The organism is Sphaerisporangium sp. NPDC004334 (assembly GCF_053602655.1).
Genome location: NZ_JBSGDZ010000009.1, coordinates 148,303 through 164,602 on the forward strand (window position 1 = coordinate 148,303; position 16,300 = coordinate 164,602).

Sequence of the window (16,300 nt, forward strand, 5' to 3'; positions counted from 1 at the left end):
CCGTCAGCTCCTCGCAGGCCTCACGGGCGACGGCATGGGCGGGCTCAGAACAGCAGCAGCGCATCGCCGGTCTTGTCGGATTCCACGTTGAGCGGCAGCCCTGCCGCGTGGTGGAGACGGGCGATGGTGAGGGCGGAGCCTCTGGGGAGCCGGCAGACCAGCTCAGCCAGGAGCAGCGCGGCACCGGTCGCGTCCCACAGCGCGCGGTGCGGCGTCTGCCGGCCGACGAGGGCGGTCACCTCGTCGGTGAGCCCGAAGGCCGAAAGCAGCGCCGTCAAGCTCAGCTCACGGTTCGCCGCAGCGGTCCGGGCGAGTTTCAGCGTGTCGATGAGCGCGGCCGGGCGGACGGCAGGGCACCGCCGCGACAGCAGCCGCCAGTCGACCGCGACGTTGTGCCCGACGATGAACGCCCCGTCCAGACGGGCCACGAGTTCCGGGGCGACGGCATCCAGCGGCGGGGCGACGGCGAGTGACTCATTGGTCAGGCCCGGGGAGATCCAGGGGCGGCGCGCGATGCGCCGCCCCGGGTTCACCGTGGACTGGTAGCTCCCCGCCATGTCAGGGCGGCCGTCGACCAGGGGGACGACCCCGACCTCGAGGATCGCCTCGTTGTCGCTGTCCTGGCTGCCAGTGCCTTCCAGGTCGAAGGCCACCAGGGGAGCGGTCGTCCACGGCTGCTGCATGGCGTGCGCCTCCTGGTCGGTCAGTCGTCGTCGTAGCGGGCCGCGGCGGCGAGCCGGTCGCGGGCCTGGTCGAGCTGTGCCTGCTCCTCCGGGCTCAGTACATACCCTTGCAGGGCGCGGCCGTGCGCGGCGGGCACATGCGGATGCGCCACCTCCCATACCTGGTAGCCGAGCTCGTGCTGCAGAGCGTACCTGCGCTGCTCCCCGAGGGCGCTGGTGAGGACATGTCCGTCCTCGACGAGGAACGGCACGTCGGTGTCGTAGCCGAACGACTCCAGCGCGGCCCGGAACTCCTCCTCGGTCGGCGGGCGGAGCGCCGCCTTGCACCGCTGGACCTGCTCCAGCGGGCAGATGTCGCACAGCTCAGGCACGCCCAGGTGCCCGTTGTAGTCGGCCACCTGGTGGGCGTAGGTGACCCCGCACGAGGTCTTCCGGAACAGCGGCGTGGCGATCCCCGAGTCCCGCCACGCCTGCACCACGCGGGCGTCCAGGTCCCCGGGCAGCACTTTGCGCCGCTGGAAGTCGTCCTCGTACGGCACCGGGACACCCAGCTCCCGCAGGTAGGTGGCGTTCTCCTGCTTGTGGTAGTAGCCGGTGAACACCACCGCGTCGACGTCCCGGCCCACCTGCAGAACGCCGGCCATGGTGTCGGCGTCGTCGTTCCAGCCGGGCACGATCGGCCGCCAGTACAAGATGACCTTCGTGCGGTGGCGCAGGGCGGCGGCGGTGCGGATGGAGTCCACCGTGGTGGTGGTCTTGGCGATCGGCTCCACCCGATCGTCCCTGATCCCGGAGTAGGTGAACAGCAACGTCACCCGCACGTGCTCCAGCGCCTCGAAGGCCGCCATGTCCTCGGGGGTGACGTGGAACCGGGTGATGATCAGCACCAGGTTGGTGCACCCGCGCCGGTCCAGCTCCCGCAGGACGGCGAAGGTGTGGGGCTTGACGCCGGGGAGCATTGGGTCGGTCGCCTTGTTGAACAGCTGAATCGGCGTGGTGTGCGGCCGGAACGCCTCGTGCCCGACGAGCATCTCCACCGCCTCAGAGGTGGAGATGAGGAGCTGGGGGATCTTCTGCTCGAAGTTCCCCCAGAAGTGGCGGACGCAGTACCCGCAGTCCAGTGGGCAGCCGATGATGTGGTTCAGCGACAGCCCGGACTTGCGGTTGGTGATGATCTGCGCCATGTACGGGTCCAGCCCCGCCTGGACGGCGGCCGGCATGACCTTCAGCGTGCGCGGGCCGATGGTGGGCGTGATGAACACCGGTTCAGCGGTCATTGTGCCTCCAGCCTCAGGAGATGGTGATGGTCGGCCCCGAACCACACCCCGAACTCGCGCCGGGCTCCGGCCGCGTCGTCGCTGGTGTGGATCAGGTTGTCGATGAACCTGTTCTCGGCCGCGGCTGCGGCGGTGGAGTCGGTGCCGTAGTGGCCGCGGATGGTGTCCGGGTGAGCTTGGGCGGGGTCGTAGTGTCCGAGCAGGGCGCGCACCCGCTTGGCGGTGTCGTCGCTGTCGCCGTGCCCGAGCGCGACGGTCACCGTGTTGCCGACGTAGTTGCGGCGCAGCTCGGCCTTGACATCGAAGGGGAAACGGTCGCCGATGTCGATCATGTCGGCGTAGTGCGCGAAAATCTGCTGCTCGGCGACGATGACCTGCCGGACGCCGATGAGGTGCACCTCGCGGCTGACCCACTCCAGCACCGGCCCGGTGAGCCCTCGACCGGCCGCGTCCGGCTTGCATAAGATCACCGTCCACCGGCCCCACCCGTCCAGCGGGGTCACGATGTCCCGGCCGGCATGCGGTTGCGCCACCTGCGGGTCACCAGCCACCGATGCCCGGCGTCCATGGCGTCCAGCACGCCGAGAGTGACGGGCCGGTCGGTGTGCTTGATCTGCCGGTACGCCTCGAACACCAGCAGCACCTGCTGCCAGTACGGCGGTAGCCCCGTCGCCTCCACACTGGCCGGGGTGTGCTGCACGGCGTTGGTCCGTAACGCCTCCTCCTGCTCGAGTACCGCGAGCACCTCACTCCATGAGGTGGTGGCGGGCATCACCGGGCAGGGCCACGCCGGCCGCCGGTACCCCTCCTGGTGTGTCTCGGCCAGCAGGCGCCGCACCGCCTTGGCGTCGGGGTCGTTGACGTGCATCGACCCGACGTGGTGGGAGTAGTGGCCGACCTGCACTCCCAGCAGGGCGGCGGCGAACTCCTGCATGAAGGTGAAGGCGTAGACGTCGGACACCATCCCCATGTAGGCGTCGTTGCCGCGCATGTAGCACGACAGGTGCAGCCGGTCCTCGCGCAGGAGGAACTGGGCGGCGATCGTGCACGACACGTCGAGGTTGCCGAGGACGGCGAGTTCTGCGGGGTGGAAGAACCCCAGCACGGCGCGTTTGCTGTCGGGGTCCTTGCGCAGCAGGTCCAGCACTCGGTCCCACTGGGTGACGCCGTCCGAGCCTTGAGCGAACAGCGCCCGCCCGTAGGCGCTGCCGGTCAGGGTGCGCCCGTCCTCGGAGTAGTTCCTCATGCCGGGCGCGTAGTAGGCGATCATGTCCAGGTCGCATCGCCCGGACAGGTACCACAGCGCCTCGGCCAGGTTGTAGGCGATGTTGACCGGACGCCGCTCCAGGAACGGCGTCCGGTCACGCGGGTCGGTGACCCGGAAAGACACATCCAGCAGTTCCGCCGAGGTGTTCCCCCGGGTGGAGATGGTGTGTTCCGGCCGGCCGGTCACGGCATCCAGGACGGCGATGTACGCCTCGTGGAAGCCGGGGAACGCCTCGATCAGGAGCGGCTGTGCCGCACTGCCAGTCATGGGCTGTTCTCCCTTCCGATAGGTGAGGGGATCGCCGGCGTTCCTCGGCGTGGGAGCTCGACGAGAACCGGCAGGGCCGGGCAGAGTCGCCCGGTCTACGTCAGATGCTTGAGATCGAGCTCGGCCAGGACGATGTGGTGGTCGGATTCCTCCTGTTCGATCACCTCGTAGCGGCGGATCGTCTTCCGCAGCGGCTTTGAGACGTAGATGCGATCGCAGCGGATCGGGACGCTTGTCGGACTGAAACCGGAGGTGGGCGTCCGCAGCTCCGGTTGATCACGGGTGTCGCTGAGGAAAGCCGCTACGTCGATGAAGCCAGCCTGGTCCAGGACGCGGGCCGGTCGCTCGTCCTGACGGGCCGGATCATCCACAGCGGCGTGCCGGACCGCCTTGTAGCCCGGCAGGCCGCTCCAGTGCGTCGTCTCTCCCAGGGCGGGATCGTTGAAGTCGCCGCCCAGCACGGTGACCGCTCCGGCCAGGTCGCTGCTGGCCTGCGCTTCCTGCACCCGAAGGTCGGGGCTGAAAGGGCTGAAATGCGCGCTGGCGAAGATCATCTTCCTGTCGGCGACCTTGCAGAATATGCGTGCCTGGGCGTGCCAGAACGGCGCGTGACGTTCGTGCCGTGACCGCAGCACCTCGATATTGCTGCCGTTGCGGACGAGCACTGCCAGGTGACATCCATGCCGGGGAGCGGTCGCCAGGTACACCCGCGCTCCGAGCATCCACTCGGCCATGTGCACGCCCCTGCCGCCGCGTTCCAGCCAGTGCTTGGCCTCCTGGATGAGAACCACGTCGGCGCCGATGTCGGCGAGGAGACGAAGCTGGCGGCCCAGACGGCTGGCGTTTCCCTCATCTATCCCGCCGTCCTGAAGGTTCCACGAGACGGTCAGCATCTTGGATCCTGGGAGGAGCTGGCCGTCACGGGGCGGCGATCACGCGGCTTGAACAGAGCACACACGCGCAGGGCCGCTATTCGGACCGGCAGCGGAGGCATGGTGTACCACACGATCCGGTACAGCCAGTTGAAAGGCCGGTGCTTCCATGGGATGCGCGTCGGCCTCTTCGTCGCCTTCAGGCCGTCGATGCATGCTGCTGCGCTGGTGGCACGCAGAGCGATGACGTCACAGATAAGCTCGTTGGTCCATCCCACGGCGGCGGAGGCCGCCCACCACACCGCGATCGCGATCCAGCTCTGCATGCCGCCCGCGATCATCCAGCCGACCGAGGCACCCGTCTGCAGCATGGCCGCGTACCACGCCATCATTCCGGCGGCGTGTCCCATCTCGTGGCGCAGCGTCGCCTCCAGCTCGGTGGCCGGGCTGGACACATAGCCCGCGCCGATGACGAACACGCGGCGGCGACCAGCTACGACCGACCCCGCGTTGCGGCATTCGGGATGCCCGCAGGAGCCGAGTGGTAGGCCATACGAGCACGGCTGCAGGTAAGGGTGGATGGCGGTGATGCGTGGCCGCCGCGCCAGCGTGGACGTCACCACGTGCTGGACGGTGCTGGTGAACGCCTCCGGCAGCTCCAGGCAGGTGCGACGCCAGTAGGGGTCTGCGGTGTCCCAGTCGACCTCGGCGAAACGTGCGCCACTGGCCATCACCTGCAGCAGGAACATCGCAATCGTGATGCCGATGGCCACCAGCAGGCCGGCCGATCCGAACACGGCCGCCAGGACCGCCCCAAGTCCTGCGAACGCGACGGGCGGGACGAGCCCCTGCAGTATCCGTCTGATCGTCATGCCGTACTGCGCCTTGGGGGATTGCACCGATGGGTCGGCCACGCCGACGGCCTTGCGGTACGACCGGCCGATGACCTCTTCAAACGGCTTCAGACCGGTGGTGCTCACGTCGCCTCGTTTTCGTCTGAGATGCAGGTGATGAGGGTCAGCCCCCAGGGCAGCGGGTGCACCACCTCGGCGATGCGGAAGCCCGCTTTCTGCAGCAGCGCCGCGTACTGCCCGAGTCTGCGTTCACCTGCGCCGAACATGGCCGCCATCCGCAGTCCCAGGTCCCGGGAGGGGTCGGGGGCGGCGCCGGGCGGCACGACCATGTCCACCAGCCGCAACCGGCTGCCAGGTGGCATCACCTGACGGATGGTTGCCAGCAGCACGCCGGCGGCCTCGTCGCTGAGGTTGTGCAGCACGCTGGCCGCCAGGTAGTCGGTGGCGTCGGACGGGATGTCGCCGGCGGCGAAGATGTCCCCGACGATCACCTCCCACCGGCCGTGGATGTCGGCCTGGTCGTCCAGGTGTGCGGTGGCGCGTTTGGCCACGGGTTCCCGTTCGACCACCCAGCCCGTGGTGCGCGGGTGGGCGCGCAGGATGTGAGCGAGCATGATGCCCGTGCCGCCGCCGAGGTCCACCACGCGGTCCCCGAACTCGTGCGTGGCCACGGCCGGCGCGGTCCTCAGCGTGCGCCGCGCCATGTACAGGTCGAACAGCTCGGCGACGTCGGGGTGGTCTTCCAGGTAGGAGTACAGGCCGCCGTGAGGGGGGCGTCCGGTCCGGATGGTGGTGTTCAGGCTCTGCATGGCCTCCTGCCACAGCGGGTGGGCGTCGACGGCGACCGCGATGGCCATCGAGTCGGGTTCGCCGTCGAGGAGCACCCGCCCGATCGGGCCCAGCTCGTAGCGACCTTCGGTCTGTGCCACCACGCCGAAGGGCTCCAACGCGACCAGGACGGGTTCCAAGGCGGCGGCGACCGCGCCGACCCGCACCGCGAGCTCATCCGCCGTCATCGGACCGTAGATGGTCAACTGTTGCGGGCAGCCGAAGGCGACGAAGGTCCGCAGCGCCTGCGCACGCCACCCGGCGGCGAGAATGTCGTGGATCGCGTCGGCCGGAGAGCTGCGGCGGTGGGTCATCCTCTGCGGGAGCATCTGTCCTCTGCGGGGAAGCGTCATGACGCCCTCGCCGTGGTCGTGGGGGCAGGGGCGAGCATCCCCTTGATGTCGGGGTTGCTGTCGATGTAGTGGTGCTCCATCAGCAGGTCGGCGACCCGCTGCACGCGCGTGGGGTCCAGGTGCAGCGGATAGTTCCCCAGCGTGATCGCAGAGGCGATGGCCGGGGGGATCTTGGTGTACTTGGGGATGGCCCTGACGACCGCGGTGCGGTCGCCCGCCGCGACGGCCTGGGCGCGGAACATCGCCCGCTGGAACGCGGCCGCCGTCTTGGGGTACCTGCCGATGAACTTCGCGGTGGTCATCCACCCGGCGATGGGGAAGTTCGCCATGGCCCCGCTCATCACGTCTTGGATCTGCCGGCCGCCGAACTGCGCGGAGAACTGCGTGATGAACGGCTCGTTCAGCACGGCCGCGTCGACCTGGTGGGTTTGCATCGCGGCGATCATCTGCGGCAACGCCATTGGCACCATGTGCACGTCGGCGGGCGACATGCCGGCCGTCTTCAGCGCGTTTTCCACGGCCAAGGTGATGATGCTGAAAGGCGCGGCCACCGCGATGCGCGCGCCCCGCAGCTCGGGCAGGGCCTTGACCTTGGAAGACCCCGGCACCATGAGCAGGAACGTGCCTGGCGTGGCTTCGTAGGCGTCTTCGAGGAATCGGAACGGGTCCTCGCCACCCGACTTGGCCTGGGCGGTGAGGGTCGACACGTAGTTGCCGATGGCGATGTCCAGGCTGCCGCCCACCAGGTTGTTCAGCGCGTAGGCGCCGCTCTGGATCTCTTTGACCTCCACCGTCAGGCCCTCGTCGCGGAAGAATCCGCGCTCGGCCGCGATCTGTAAGGTCGCGCAGTCGGGGATGGGCATCGCCCCGACGGCGACGACCGGCTTCTCCAGTGCCTGCGCGGACGGGGGCGCGGAGAGTGTCTGGCCTCCGCAGGCCACAGCGACCATCGAAACGCCGATAAGTACCAGTGATGTTGCTCTACGTGATCTCATGTGGGTATCCGAAGTAGGGGCAGATGGTGTGAACGTGGAAGCGGCCCCGGGGGAAGGGGCTCACACCCCGGGGCCGCGGCCCTGACCAGAGCTCAACTGCGGGCGGGCAGGGCACCCCGGTCAGGGCGATTGGGGGGTGGGCACAGCGTTCTCAGGTCCCGCTCGATGAGCAGCCATTCCTCATCACTCGGCGGCGCGATCCCGGCTCGCTCGGCTGCCGCGTCCATCTCCTCGCGGGTGAGGTCCCAGCGCAGGACGAGATCGAGAGCGGCGTCACGCTCATGCTTCGCCAGCACCAGGTGACGCACCGCTTCGCTAGCGCGAGCCGCGGTGTCCCGCACCGCGCTCTCCCGGTCCTGTGGCCGGGCGCCGCCGGACATGGAGGACGACATCACGGCTTGCGGTACACGCCGGCGAGCACGGGCAGCGGCCCGACCAGCGCTCCCAGCTCCGGGATGTCCGGCCGCCAGTCGGTCACCGTGACCAGCCCGGGATCCACCGGCTCCAGTCCGGCGAAGAACCCCTCGATCTGCTCGGCGCTGCGCAGCGCAGGCTTGGACGGCACACCGGCCGCCTGGTACACCTCAGCGGCCAGGCGCAGCTCCGCCACGTCCATCGCATGCGACAGCACCAGGAACGACCCCGGCGGGAGCGCGGACATCAGCGTCCCAACGATGTCCTCGGGTCCGTCCTCGTCCTGGATGAAGTGCAGGATGGCCACCAAAACCAGGGCGACCGGCCGGGTGAAGTCGATGAGCTGCCCCGTCTGCAAGACGTGCAGCAGCTCCCCGGGATGGCGCAGGTCATGGTCGAGGAAGTGCGTCCGGTCATCGGTGGCCAGCAACGCCCGCCCGTGCACGGCCACTCGGGCATCGTTGTCCACGTACACCGTGGTGACGTCCGGGTCGACGCGCTGGGCGACCTGGTGGACGTTGTCCGATGTCGGCAGGCCACTGCCGATGTCGATGAACTGGCGGACACCTTCGCGGGCCACGTGAGTGACGGCACGTCGCAGGAACGCCCGGTTCTCACGCGCCATCACCTGGATGTTCGGGGTGGTGGCCACCAACTGCTCGCCGAGCTTGCGCTCGGCGGGCGTGCCGTCCTTGTCGTCCCCGAGAAGAACCTGATATACGCCTGCCGCGGTGGGCCGATTCGCCAGATTCGCACGCTCCTCATCATTTAGAGGATGAACCTGCCATGCGCCCTTCATATGAGTTCACCAGCCGTTGTATCGTCCATCACGGGCGGCACCTCCGCGTGTGATCAAGGGACCGTTCGGCGCTGACACGCCTTATAGGCCCGGCTTCTTTTGCCATGTCAAAGACAACGCTGTGAAACCGTGCGCGGACAGAGGGTCCGATAGGACCATGGAGGACACCTGCGGATATCCGCTGTCCGCATTCGCGTCCGCGCCAGGAGGTCGTGATGCCGGAGAACGCACAACTCGAGTCCCCCTTGAGGAGGGCACGCCGCGCTCGGCTCTGGAGCCAAAAGGATCTAGCAGTGCAATTACGCCAGGTCGCCGACGCGCGGACCGCTGCCCGACTGGCCACGACGACTTCCATCGTGCGGATGATCGGCGGCTGGGAGCGGGGCGAGCACGAGGTGACCGACCCTTACCGGGTGCTCATCGCCCGAGCCCTGGGGATCAAAGAATCCGACCTATTCGGGCGCACTAAAACCGAATTACCACCTGAGCCGAGTCCGGCCGATGATCTTCAGCCCTACATGCTGCAAAGCGAGTCGCTCATCCACTCCGCTGCCGCGCAGATGACCGATTTCGGCGCCTGGGTCGAATCGACCAACGTCGGCGCCGGCACGATGGCCCATCTGGAGGAGCAGATCAACCGGCTCGCCCGCGAGTCTCTACACAGCGCCCCGCTCGTCACCCTCGCACAGGCGGCCGACCTGGCCCGCCGCACGCTGCACCTGCTGCGCAGCGGCCACCAGCATCTGCCCCAGGCTTTCGACCTGCACATCATGGTGGGGAAACTCTGCGCGCTGATGTCGTGGGTCAGCAGCGACATCGGCCACATGGCAGCAGCCGACGCACACGCCCGTACCGGCCGGATCATCGCCGATCAGGTCAGCCACCCGGCGCTCACTGCTCTACTGCTGTCAGCACAGTCCAAATCCGCGTTCTGGGAAGGACGCTGGAGAGAAGCCGCCGCCCTGGCTCGGCACGGCTACGACCTGGCCGGCCCTGACAGCGCGCGCGTTCTGCTGGCCTGCCAGGAAGCCGACGCATGGCAGGCCCAGGGAGATATCACGGCCGCCAAGAGCGCCCTGACCCGCGCGGACGAGGCTCGCGACCAGATCGTCCAGCACAACCTGCTGGCAGGGCCCTACTCGTGCGGGCCGGCACGGCAGGCGAACTACACCATGGCGGTGCATTTGCGTGATCACCAGCCACAACGCGCACTGCAAGCCGCCGCCGACGCCGAACGAGCATGGCGAAACGGTGACGCGCAGGCATACGGCACGTGGGCGCAGGTGCGTATCGGCGCAGCCATCGCTCATTTGCACGACGGCGAAATCGACGGTGCCCAGGTGATGTTGCGGCCGGTACTTGAGCTGCCGATGGACAGGCGACTCGCCACACTGACCACACGGCTACTCCAGCAGGTGACGCCTGTTCTCGCCGGTCGTGCCCGCGCTGGCGGCCGGCAGGCGGTGGCGCTGTCGGCGCAGATCCGGGAATACTGCTCAACCAGCAAGCCGGTCGCGGAAATCACAAGCGGATAGGAGTCCTGCATGGTGACAGCGCTCAACTCGTCGGGGCGCATGCGAGACCACTGGTGGTGGAGACCGGGGTGGCGGGTCGGGCGGTCCATGTACACCTGGCATGTCACCTTCGACGGTCAGACTGCCCTGCACGAGGTCGTCGGCCGGTATCAGGCGGCCTTGCCCATGCTCGGCGTCGACCTCATCCCCGAACGGTGGCTGCACCTCACCATGCAAGGCGTCGGCTTCACCGACGAGGTGGATCGCAGCGACGTCGATCAGATCATCACTGCGGCGCGGGGACGTCTGAAGGCGATGCGGCCGGTGTCGTTCACATCAGGGAGCCCGATCGTCGACCCCGAAGCGATCATGTTCCGGGCCGAACCCGCCGATGAGCTGCGCCAGGTCCGCAATGAGGTCAGGGAAGCCATCGCCGACGTCTGGGGCCACGACAACGTACCGGATGCACCTGAGTGGACGCCCCACGTCAGCATCGCCTACAGCAACAGCGAGGGCCCGGCCGCGCCTCTGCTGGAGGCGCTTGCTTGCGTCCCTGCTGCTCCTGCGTCGGTGACGGTGAGCGCTGTGCAGCTCATACGCCTGGACAGGGACGCCAAGATGTACCAGTGGGAGACCGTCGCATCGGTGCCGCTCGGCCAGTAGCCGCACAGCACGAAAGCGCCCCGCCCTCCTGAGGAGGGCGGGGCGCTCGTTACACGGTTTTGCTACATGTCAGACCCGGTGTGGACGCCCGGGTGGTACTTCTGGACCGGCGGCAGATCCCGGTCGTAGATCGGGCTGCGGGGCACGCCGAGCAGGATGCCGAGGATCGGCCACCGGGCCTGCAGGCTGGTGACGAGCACCTGGTAGACCAGCGTGCACGCCGAACCGACCGCGAGCACGACTCCGGCGGCCGCGGTCGGATCGATGTCGATGCCGCGGACCGCGAACCACGCAATGACCGCGCCGATCGCAGCGGCGACGCCGGTGCGGATCCAGTTGGCGAGCAAGTCGAACAGAGACATGGGACTACCTCCGGACAAGGAAAAACCCCGGGCCGATCGGCGCGGGGCGGCGGGGGACGAGGTGGGAGGCGGGCGCTACTTCTTGTTGCCGGCCTTCATCGCGGCCTGGCCGGTCCGCCACGATTCCGGGCCGACCACGCCGTCCTGGATGATGTCGTACAGCTCCTGGAACTTCTCGGTCGCCGCGGTGGTCACCTTGCCGTAGAACCCATCGACGTCGACCTTGATGCCGTTGGCGACGAGGATCTTCTGCCACGCCTCGACGTCGTCGCCCTTCATCATGGGCTTGCCCTTGACGTACTTCAGGGCGCGGCCGGGCCACGGCGTCTCCGCCGGGTCGACCGGTGTGGCGACGGGGCCGCCGGGCCGGGGCGCGCCCTTGCGCACCCACGCGTACAGCGGCTCACCGGGGCAGTCGGTGGAGTACCCATCGCGGTGCCCCTTGATCTGCCCGCCCGCGCGGCCGTGCTCACGCAGGTAGGCGACCGCATCGAGGATGCCGTGCAGCATGTCGTCGGGCGGCTCGACCAGGCCGGAGTTGCCGACCAGCCCGAGCACCGCGTAGTGGTTGCTGTTCAGGCCGGCCCCGTTGGCGGCGGGCAGGTGGTGGGGTCCGCGGCCGACGAACACCTTCCGATGGGCACAACAGATCATGCTGTAGCCGATGTCCAGCCATCCGTTGCTGTCCATGTGCATGTTCTGGATGGCCCTGACGGCTTTGACGCACTTGGCGTGGTCATGCAGGGTCGCCGGTTCGACCCGGCCGCCGGTGTAATGCACCTTCACACCCAGCGTCGAGGTCAGCGGCGAGTAGGCGCCGCGCGGGGTCCGCGCGTTCCACTCCGCCCGTGTCACCAGATCAATGGCCATGAGGGTCCTCCCGTGTTCTGCCGTGATTGACCAGGTGATCGTCGAACCGCCTGGTGAGCTCGTTCATCTTGTATTCGGTGCGGGTGACGGCGTCCTTGAGGCTGTTGCCGCCGTTGTTCTTCACCTCGTTGCGCACCTCCTCGGCGGTCTCCTGAACGGCTTGGGTGCCCTGCAAGAGCGCCGTGATCTGCTCGCCGACCCACCGCTTCAGGGGCCGCAGCACGACGTACCGGGCCAGTACACCCATCGCTGCCAGCGCGGCGGCCACGCCCCCGAGGTAGATAACGAAGTCGCCGAGGTCCCTGATGGTCACCGTCACCGCTGCCCCCTTATCGTGTCGGCGGCCCGGCGGCGTCCCCATATCCACTCCCGCCGGGCTGCGATGTCGTCTGGGTCAAGGACCAGGTGTTGCCGCACCAGGTCCAGCGGATCGGCCGCCACTGCGGCGCGCGACGCTTTCCCACCGGCTCGTTCAGCGACCGTGCGCACCTGTTCGGCCGGTGTGACGAACCGCGCCCGCGTCTTGACCTCGGCGAGCTGCTGCAGGTGCGCCTGCCGCGCCGCCTCCGGCGTCGTGGGCGCCGCGACGGCGCGGGCCGAGGACTGCGCGGTCGCCGTGCCGGAGGAGGCGACCACCTCCACGCCGGCGGTCGGGTCAGGGCGGATCAGCCGCTCGTGCAGCACGTAGTCGATGACGGTGTCGACGTCGTCCGGGTCCAGGGCGTAGCGGGCCACCTGGTTGGCGAACGACTCATGCGGGACGATGAACAGCCGCAACGCGCCGGCCTCATCGGCGACATGGAAGTGCCAGATCAACACGCCATCGACGCGCTGCAGTTGGGCGAACACCACCGCCAGCAGTTCAGCCACGGCTACACCCGGAACGCGACATAGCAGATTTCCTTCGAGGTGGTGGAAGCGTTCGACCAGTCGATGGAGAAGCCGCTGCTGCTGCGCGCGGTCATCACCCAGTCGTAGGTCGGGTTCCCGGAGATGGACAGGTCGTGGACGGTGGCGATGGGGATCACCTCGGACATCAGGGACGTGCCGTAGCCGACATTGATGCCGACGAACCCGCTGCCGATGGTGACCGCGCCGACGAACATGCCCCGGTAGAACGAGGTGTGGTTCTTCTGCCACCGGCCGATGTGTACGGTCGTCCCATCCGACTGGTAGAAGTGGAAATTCTCCTGGTCAGAGGTGTCACCGAAGTACCCCATCGCCCCTTCGTCGGTGTTGCAGAACATCTGCCCGCCGATGTCCTCGTTGCCCGCGGCGTCCGAATAGGTGATGCGCATGCCGCCCTCGGCCACGCGCACGGCGTACCTCTGACCGAAGGCGCTGGCCTCACCCAGGATCTCGATTCCGGACCCGCCACCACCACCCGCGACGATCTTCGCGTGGTTGCCGCCCGTGCCCGGATACATCCTGATCTCCGGCAGGGTCGCCCCCGGCGGCGCGAGCTCGATCCGCCGGCCGGAGGCGGCGGTCCTGAGGTAGGCACCGGTGATGGTCTTGCCGTCGATCGCGTCGGCGGCGACTTTGTCGGCGGTGATCGCGTTCGCCTTGATGTGGAAGGCGTCGATGGTGCCCGCTGCGATTTTGTCGGCGGTGACGGCGTTGGCGGCCAGGTGCCCCGCCTCGATCGCCAGCGCCTGAATCAGTCCCGCCGTGATGGACCCGGCGACGAGCTTGGCCTCGGCGGGGATCGACCCGTCGATGATGTGCTCGGCACCGTCGATGATCTTCCCGATGAGGTCGGTGTCCACCAGGGCCTTGGTGGAGATGGTGACGCTGCCCGAGGGCGCCGAGGCGTTGCCTGACCTGTCGTGCGAGGTCAGCCAGAGCACCCGGTCCTGGCCGTAGGGCTGACCGGTGATCACGATGCTGCCCGGCGCGGTCAGATGCCCCATCTCGACCGGGTCAGGGTCCGGGAGCGGTTGCATCCACACGCGGACCTTGTCGAAGTCGAGCGGCATGCCGATGCCGCCCTCGCCCAGGCCGTCCCAGGCGACCTCGATGACGCCGAGCCGGGAGGTGACGACCGGCGTGGTGGGCACGGGCGGCGGCGTGGTGTCGTCGGGCACCAGCACCGCCACCGCGTCGGAGAACTCGCCCTTCACACCCTCGGCCGACGCGCGGACCTTGAACCCGTACTCGGTGTTGACGTCGACCGGCGAGTACGACGCCGTGGTGTCGGACGACGTGGTCGTGGCCACGAGCTGCCACGGCTCGCCGACCAGGTTGCGCCGCCCGTACAGCTCGTAGGAGTCCACGTCGATCGCGACGCCGTCGACGTCGGCCAGCACCGGCGCCCACGTCGCGGTGATCTGCCCGCGCGGGTACCCGGCCGTGTCGACGAACGCCGCCGGGAGGACCACCAGGCCGGCAGGTGCGGCCGCGGTGCGGCCACCGGTCTCCGGCGCCGGGGTCACCCCGGCCCCTCCGGAGCCGACACCGCCGTCCAGGATGCCGGCAGCTCGTCGCGCCAACCGGATGTCTCGTTCGATGAACCGGTCGTTGAGCAGCAGGTTCCCCGACAGCACGCCGTCGCCGTCGCAGGTCACTGTCACCTGCCGGACCCGCAGCGGCTCCATGACGGCCCTGCCGCCCGGGGCGAGCACCAGGTCCCCGGGCCGGTAATGCACCAGCGGCAGCCACCGCGCCGCCTGCAGCGTGAGGCCCCGGGTGAGTTGCACCCGCTCGGCCGACGCGCGTTGCAGCGCCGCATCGCCCAGCAGTTGCGCCGTCCCCGCGTCGGACACCCCGCCCTGCTGCTGGAAGGTCTCCCAGCGGCCCCACGGGATCAACGCGGCCGGGTTGGTCACCTCGACCTGCAGGCCGTTCTCCCCGGCGATGAGGATCGCCGAGGACACATCTTCCATGGTGGCGTCGTCGGGGGCTTCGCTGATGTCGCGGCCGAACCGCAGATCCACCGGGGCCGGCCCGGCGGCCAGGTCGCGGTTCAGCGTGGTGTCGGCGTTGTAGACGCGCAGGCTGCGGCCCTGCATCTGCCAGTTGATGACGCCCTGGTCGGCCAGGTTGATCAGCGTGGCCAGCAGCGTCACCCCGGGGTCCAGGGCCAGGGTCAGCGCCGCCGCCCACGGCTGGCCCGCGCTGTCGGTCGTGGCGGAGAACCCGGCCGTCATGCCGGGCAGAGTGCCGCGTGCGTGGCCCTCGTCCAGGATGGTCCGCAGGATCGCGCCCGGGGTGACCGCGTTGAACTGGCGTTTCCCCTCGACCATCAACCCGCCCGGGTACAGCACGAGTTTCTGTGCCATCCACGCGTACCCGGGGCAGGTGTAGGACGACGTGCCGGCCTCGTCGGTGTGGTCGACGTTGCGTTTGACCCGCAGGAAGCGCCCATCAGGGGGTTCGATCCACGGCCCGCCCGCGGAGTACTCCACGGCGATCTCGCACGGGTCGGCGAGCCGGGCGGCGCCGGGAGCGTGCTGGGAGTACGACAGGCGCAGACTCGGCACGTCGTCCAGGGGGAACGCCGCCTCGAACCCCAGGTGGTCGGGTAGCGGCCCGAGCTTGGCGCCGTTGGCGGCGTAGGCGACCAGCCGTAACCCGTACCGCATCGGCGGGCCGGGGATGATGACGTTACGCATCCTGACCTCCCTGCTGTTCGGTCAGGCGGCGCTGCAGGTCGTCGACGGCGGCCGACAGCAGCACGATCTCGTAGGTGAGCCGCTCCACCTCGGCGGCGTGACGGTGCCGCAACCCGTCGATGATGGCCTGCTGCGACACCTGCATCTGCTGAGCCACGCTCACCTCCTGCTGGTGTGGGCGGCCCGGGCCCGGTCGAGTTCGACGCGCAGCGCCGCGACCCGGATCGGATCGATCCGCGTGGCCTGCCGGATGGCGTGCAGTGGATCAGCCGCCTTGGCCGCGCGTGCCGCGCCCGCCGTGGCCCCGACCCGGACGGTGCCGTGCCGGTCCTTGCACGCCTCGATCTGCCCGGCGATCTGCGCCCGCGCGGCAGCCGGGTCGAGCAGCGGCGCGGCCGGCATGTCGAGGTCGCCGGCGGCCTGGGCGATGCCGAGCAGCGGTTCCCACACCAGCAGGTCCAGCACCTCCTCGACCGTGGTCAGGCCGTACTCGGCGGCCCGGAAGTCGATCACCTCGCGCGGCACGACGTACCGCAGCTCCCCGTCGGGGGAGGCCTCGGGCGGCACCTGGTAGACGATCATCCACAGCGGGATCCGGCCGGTGGCGTCGGTGGTCTCCTCGACCCCGGTAACCACCCACTGATCAGGCATTTCGTTCTCCTCGGAGG

At 68.9% G+C, this 16,300-nt stretch carries 19 protein-coding genes; 2 read left to right on the forward strand and 17 right to left on the reverse strand.

All coding sequences use genetic code 11. The features are described 5' to 3' along the window. Positions 1 to 44: 44 nt before the first annotated feature. From ACWEN6_RS13400 to ACWEN6_RS13445, 10 genes are all read right to left on the reverse strand, one after another. Positions 45 to 683, reverse strand: coding sequence for a 3'-5' exonuclease (locus tag ACWEN6_RS13400; protein ID WP_452570421.1), 639 nt, complete (start codon positions 681 to 683; stop codon positions 45 to 47). 20 nt (positions 684 to 703) lie between these two features. Further along, the gene (locus ACWEN6_RS13405) at positions 704 to 1,960 is read right to left on the reverse strand and encodes a hypothetical protein (RefSeq protein WP_452570422.1); all 1,257 of its coding nucleotides are present in this window, start codon (positions 1,958 to 1,960) and stop codon (positions 704 to 706) included. Next, entirely contained in the window at positions 1,957 to 2,493 is a 537-nt protein-coding gene (locus ACWEN6_RS13410; protein ID WP_452570423.1) for a nucleoside-diphosphate kinase, read from the reverse strand. Before ACWEN6_RS13410 ends, ACWEN6_RS13405 begins: the two co-directional genes overlap by 4 nt. Beyond that, positions 2,460 to 3,494 (reverse strand): thymidylate synthase, encoded by a 1,035-nt coding sequence (locus ACWEN6_RS13415; protein ID WP_452570424.1) that lies wholly within the window; start codon positions 3,492 to 3,494, stop codon positions 2,460 to 2,462. Before ACWEN6_RS13415 ends, ACWEN6_RS13410 begins: the two co-directional genes overlap by 34 nt. A 95-nt stretch (positions 3,495 to 3,589) precedes the next feature. Beyond that, entirely contained in the window at positions 3,590 to 4,387 is a 798-nt protein-coding gene (locus ACWEN6_RS13420; protein WP_452570425.1) for an endonuclease/exonuclease/phosphatase family protein, read from the reverse strand. Beyond that, the gene (locus ACWEN6_RS13425; RefSeq protein ID WP_452570426.1) at positions 4,381 to 5,346 is read right to left on the reverse strand and encodes a hypothetical protein; all 966 of its coding nucleotides are present in this window, start codon (positions 5,344 to 5,346) and stop codon (positions 4,381 to 4,383) included. The genes ACWEN6_RS13420 and ACWEN6_RS13425 overlap by 7 nt, the downstream gene beginning before the upstream one ends. Continuing rightward, positions 5,343 to 6,377, reverse strand: a complete 1,035-nt coding sequence (locus ACWEN6_RS13430; protein ID WP_452570427.1) for a methyltransferase — start codon at positions 6,375 to 6,377, stop codon at positions 5,343 to 5,345. The genes ACWEN6_RS13425 and ACWEN6_RS13430 overlap by 4 nt, the downstream gene beginning before the upstream one ends. A gap of 20 nt (positions 6,378 to 6,397) precedes the next feature. Continuing rightward, on the reverse strand, positions 6,398 to 7,351 hold the full coding sequence (locus ACWEN6_RS13435; protein WP_452570428.1) for an ABC transporter substrate-binding protein: 954 nt from the start codon (positions 7,349 to 7,351) through the stop codon (positions 6,398 to 6,400). 137 nt (positions 7,352 to 7,488) lie between these two features. Then, positions 7,489 to 7,737 carry a hypothetical protein gene (locus ACWEN6_RS13440; RefSeq protein WP_452570429.1) on the reverse strand — a complete coding sequence of 83 codons (249 nt, stop codon included), beginning with the start codon at positions 7,735 to 7,737 and terminating at the stop codon, positions 7,489 to 7,491. A gap of 50 nt (positions 7,738 to 7,787) precedes the next feature. Continuing rightward, entirely contained in the window at positions 7,788 to 8,609 is an 822-nt protein-coding gene (locus ACWEN6_RS13445; RefSeq protein ID WP_452570430.1) for an SAM-dependent methyltransferase, read from the reverse strand. A gap of 293 nt (positions 8,610 to 8,902) precedes the next feature. Here ACWEN6_RS13445 and ACWEN6_RS13450 point away from each other — a divergent pair, with 293 nt between their 5' ends. Both ACWEN6_RS13450 and ACWEN6_RS13455 read left to right on the forward strand, forming a co-directional pair. Continuing rightward, positions 8,903 to 10,144, forward strand: a complete 1,242-nt coding sequence (locus tag ACWEN6_RS13450; RefSeq protein ID WP_452570431.1) for a hypothetical protein — start codon at positions 8,903 to 8,905, stop codon at positions 10,142 to 10,144. A gap of 87 nt (positions 10,145 to 10,231) precedes the next feature. Continuing rightward, positions 10,232 to 10,786 (forward strand): 2'-5' RNA ligase family protein, encoded by a 555-nt coding sequence (locus tag ACWEN6_RS13455; RefSeq protein ID WP_452570432.1) that lies wholly within the window; start codon positions 10,232 to 10,234, stop codon positions 10,784 to 10,786. Positions 10,787 to 10,848: 62 nt separating this feature from the next. On the opposite strand, the gene ACWEN6_RS13460 is transcribed toward ACWEN6_RS13455, so the two are convergent. The 7 genes from ACWEN6_RS13460 to ACWEN6_RS13490 form a co-directional block, all read right to left on the reverse strand. After that, entirely contained in the window at positions 10,849 to 11,148 is a 300-nt protein-coding gene (locus ACWEN6_RS13460; protein WP_452570433.1) for a hypothetical protein, read from the reverse strand. A 75-nt stretch (positions 11,149 to 11,223) separates the two neighbouring features. Beyond that, complete coding sequence (locus tag ACWEN6_RS13465; protein WP_452570434.1) at positions 11,224 to 12,018, reverse strand: peptidoglycan recognition protein family protein; 795 nt, start codon at positions 12,016 to 12,018, stop codon at positions 11,224 to 11,226. Further along, positions 12,008 to 12,337: a hypothetical protein gene (locus ACWEN6_RS13470; protein ID WP_452570435.1), complete on the reverse strand. Its 330-nt coding sequence runs from the start codon at positions 12,335 to 12,337 to the stop codon at positions 12,008 to 12,010. The genes ACWEN6_RS13465 and ACWEN6_RS13470 overlap by 11 nt, the downstream gene beginning before the upstream one ends. Then, positions 12,334 to 12,888 (reverse strand): hypothetical protein, encoded by a 555-nt coding sequence (locus tag ACWEN6_RS13475; protein WP_452570436.1) that lies wholly within the window; start codon positions 12,886 to 12,888, stop codon positions 12,334 to 12,336. Before ACWEN6_RS13475 ends, ACWEN6_RS13470 begins: the two co-directional genes overlap by 4 nt. 2 nt (positions 12,889 to 12,890) lie before the next feature. Next, positions 12,891 to 15,632, reverse strand: coding sequence for a hypothetical protein (locus ACWEN6_RS13480; RefSeq protein ID WP_452570437.1), 2,742 nt, complete (start codon positions 15,630 to 15,632; stop codon positions 12,891 to 12,893). Further along, positions 15,625 to 15,789, reverse strand: a complete 165-nt coding sequence (locus ACWEN6_RS13485; RefSeq protein ID WP_452570438.1) for a hypothetical protein — start codon at positions 15,787 to 15,789, stop codon at positions 15,625 to 15,627. The genes ACWEN6_RS13480 and ACWEN6_RS13485 overlap by 8 nt, the downstream gene beginning before the upstream one ends. A 2-nt stretch (positions 15,790 to 15,791) precedes the next feature. Then, positions 15,792 to 16,283 carry a hypothetical protein gene (locus tag ACWEN6_RS13490; RefSeq protein WP_452570439.1) on the reverse strand — a complete coding sequence of 164 codons (492 nt, stop codon included), beginning with the start codon at positions 16,281 to 16,283 and terminating at the stop codon, positions 15,792 to 15,794. Positions 16,284 to 16,300: the final 17 nt, after the last annotated feature.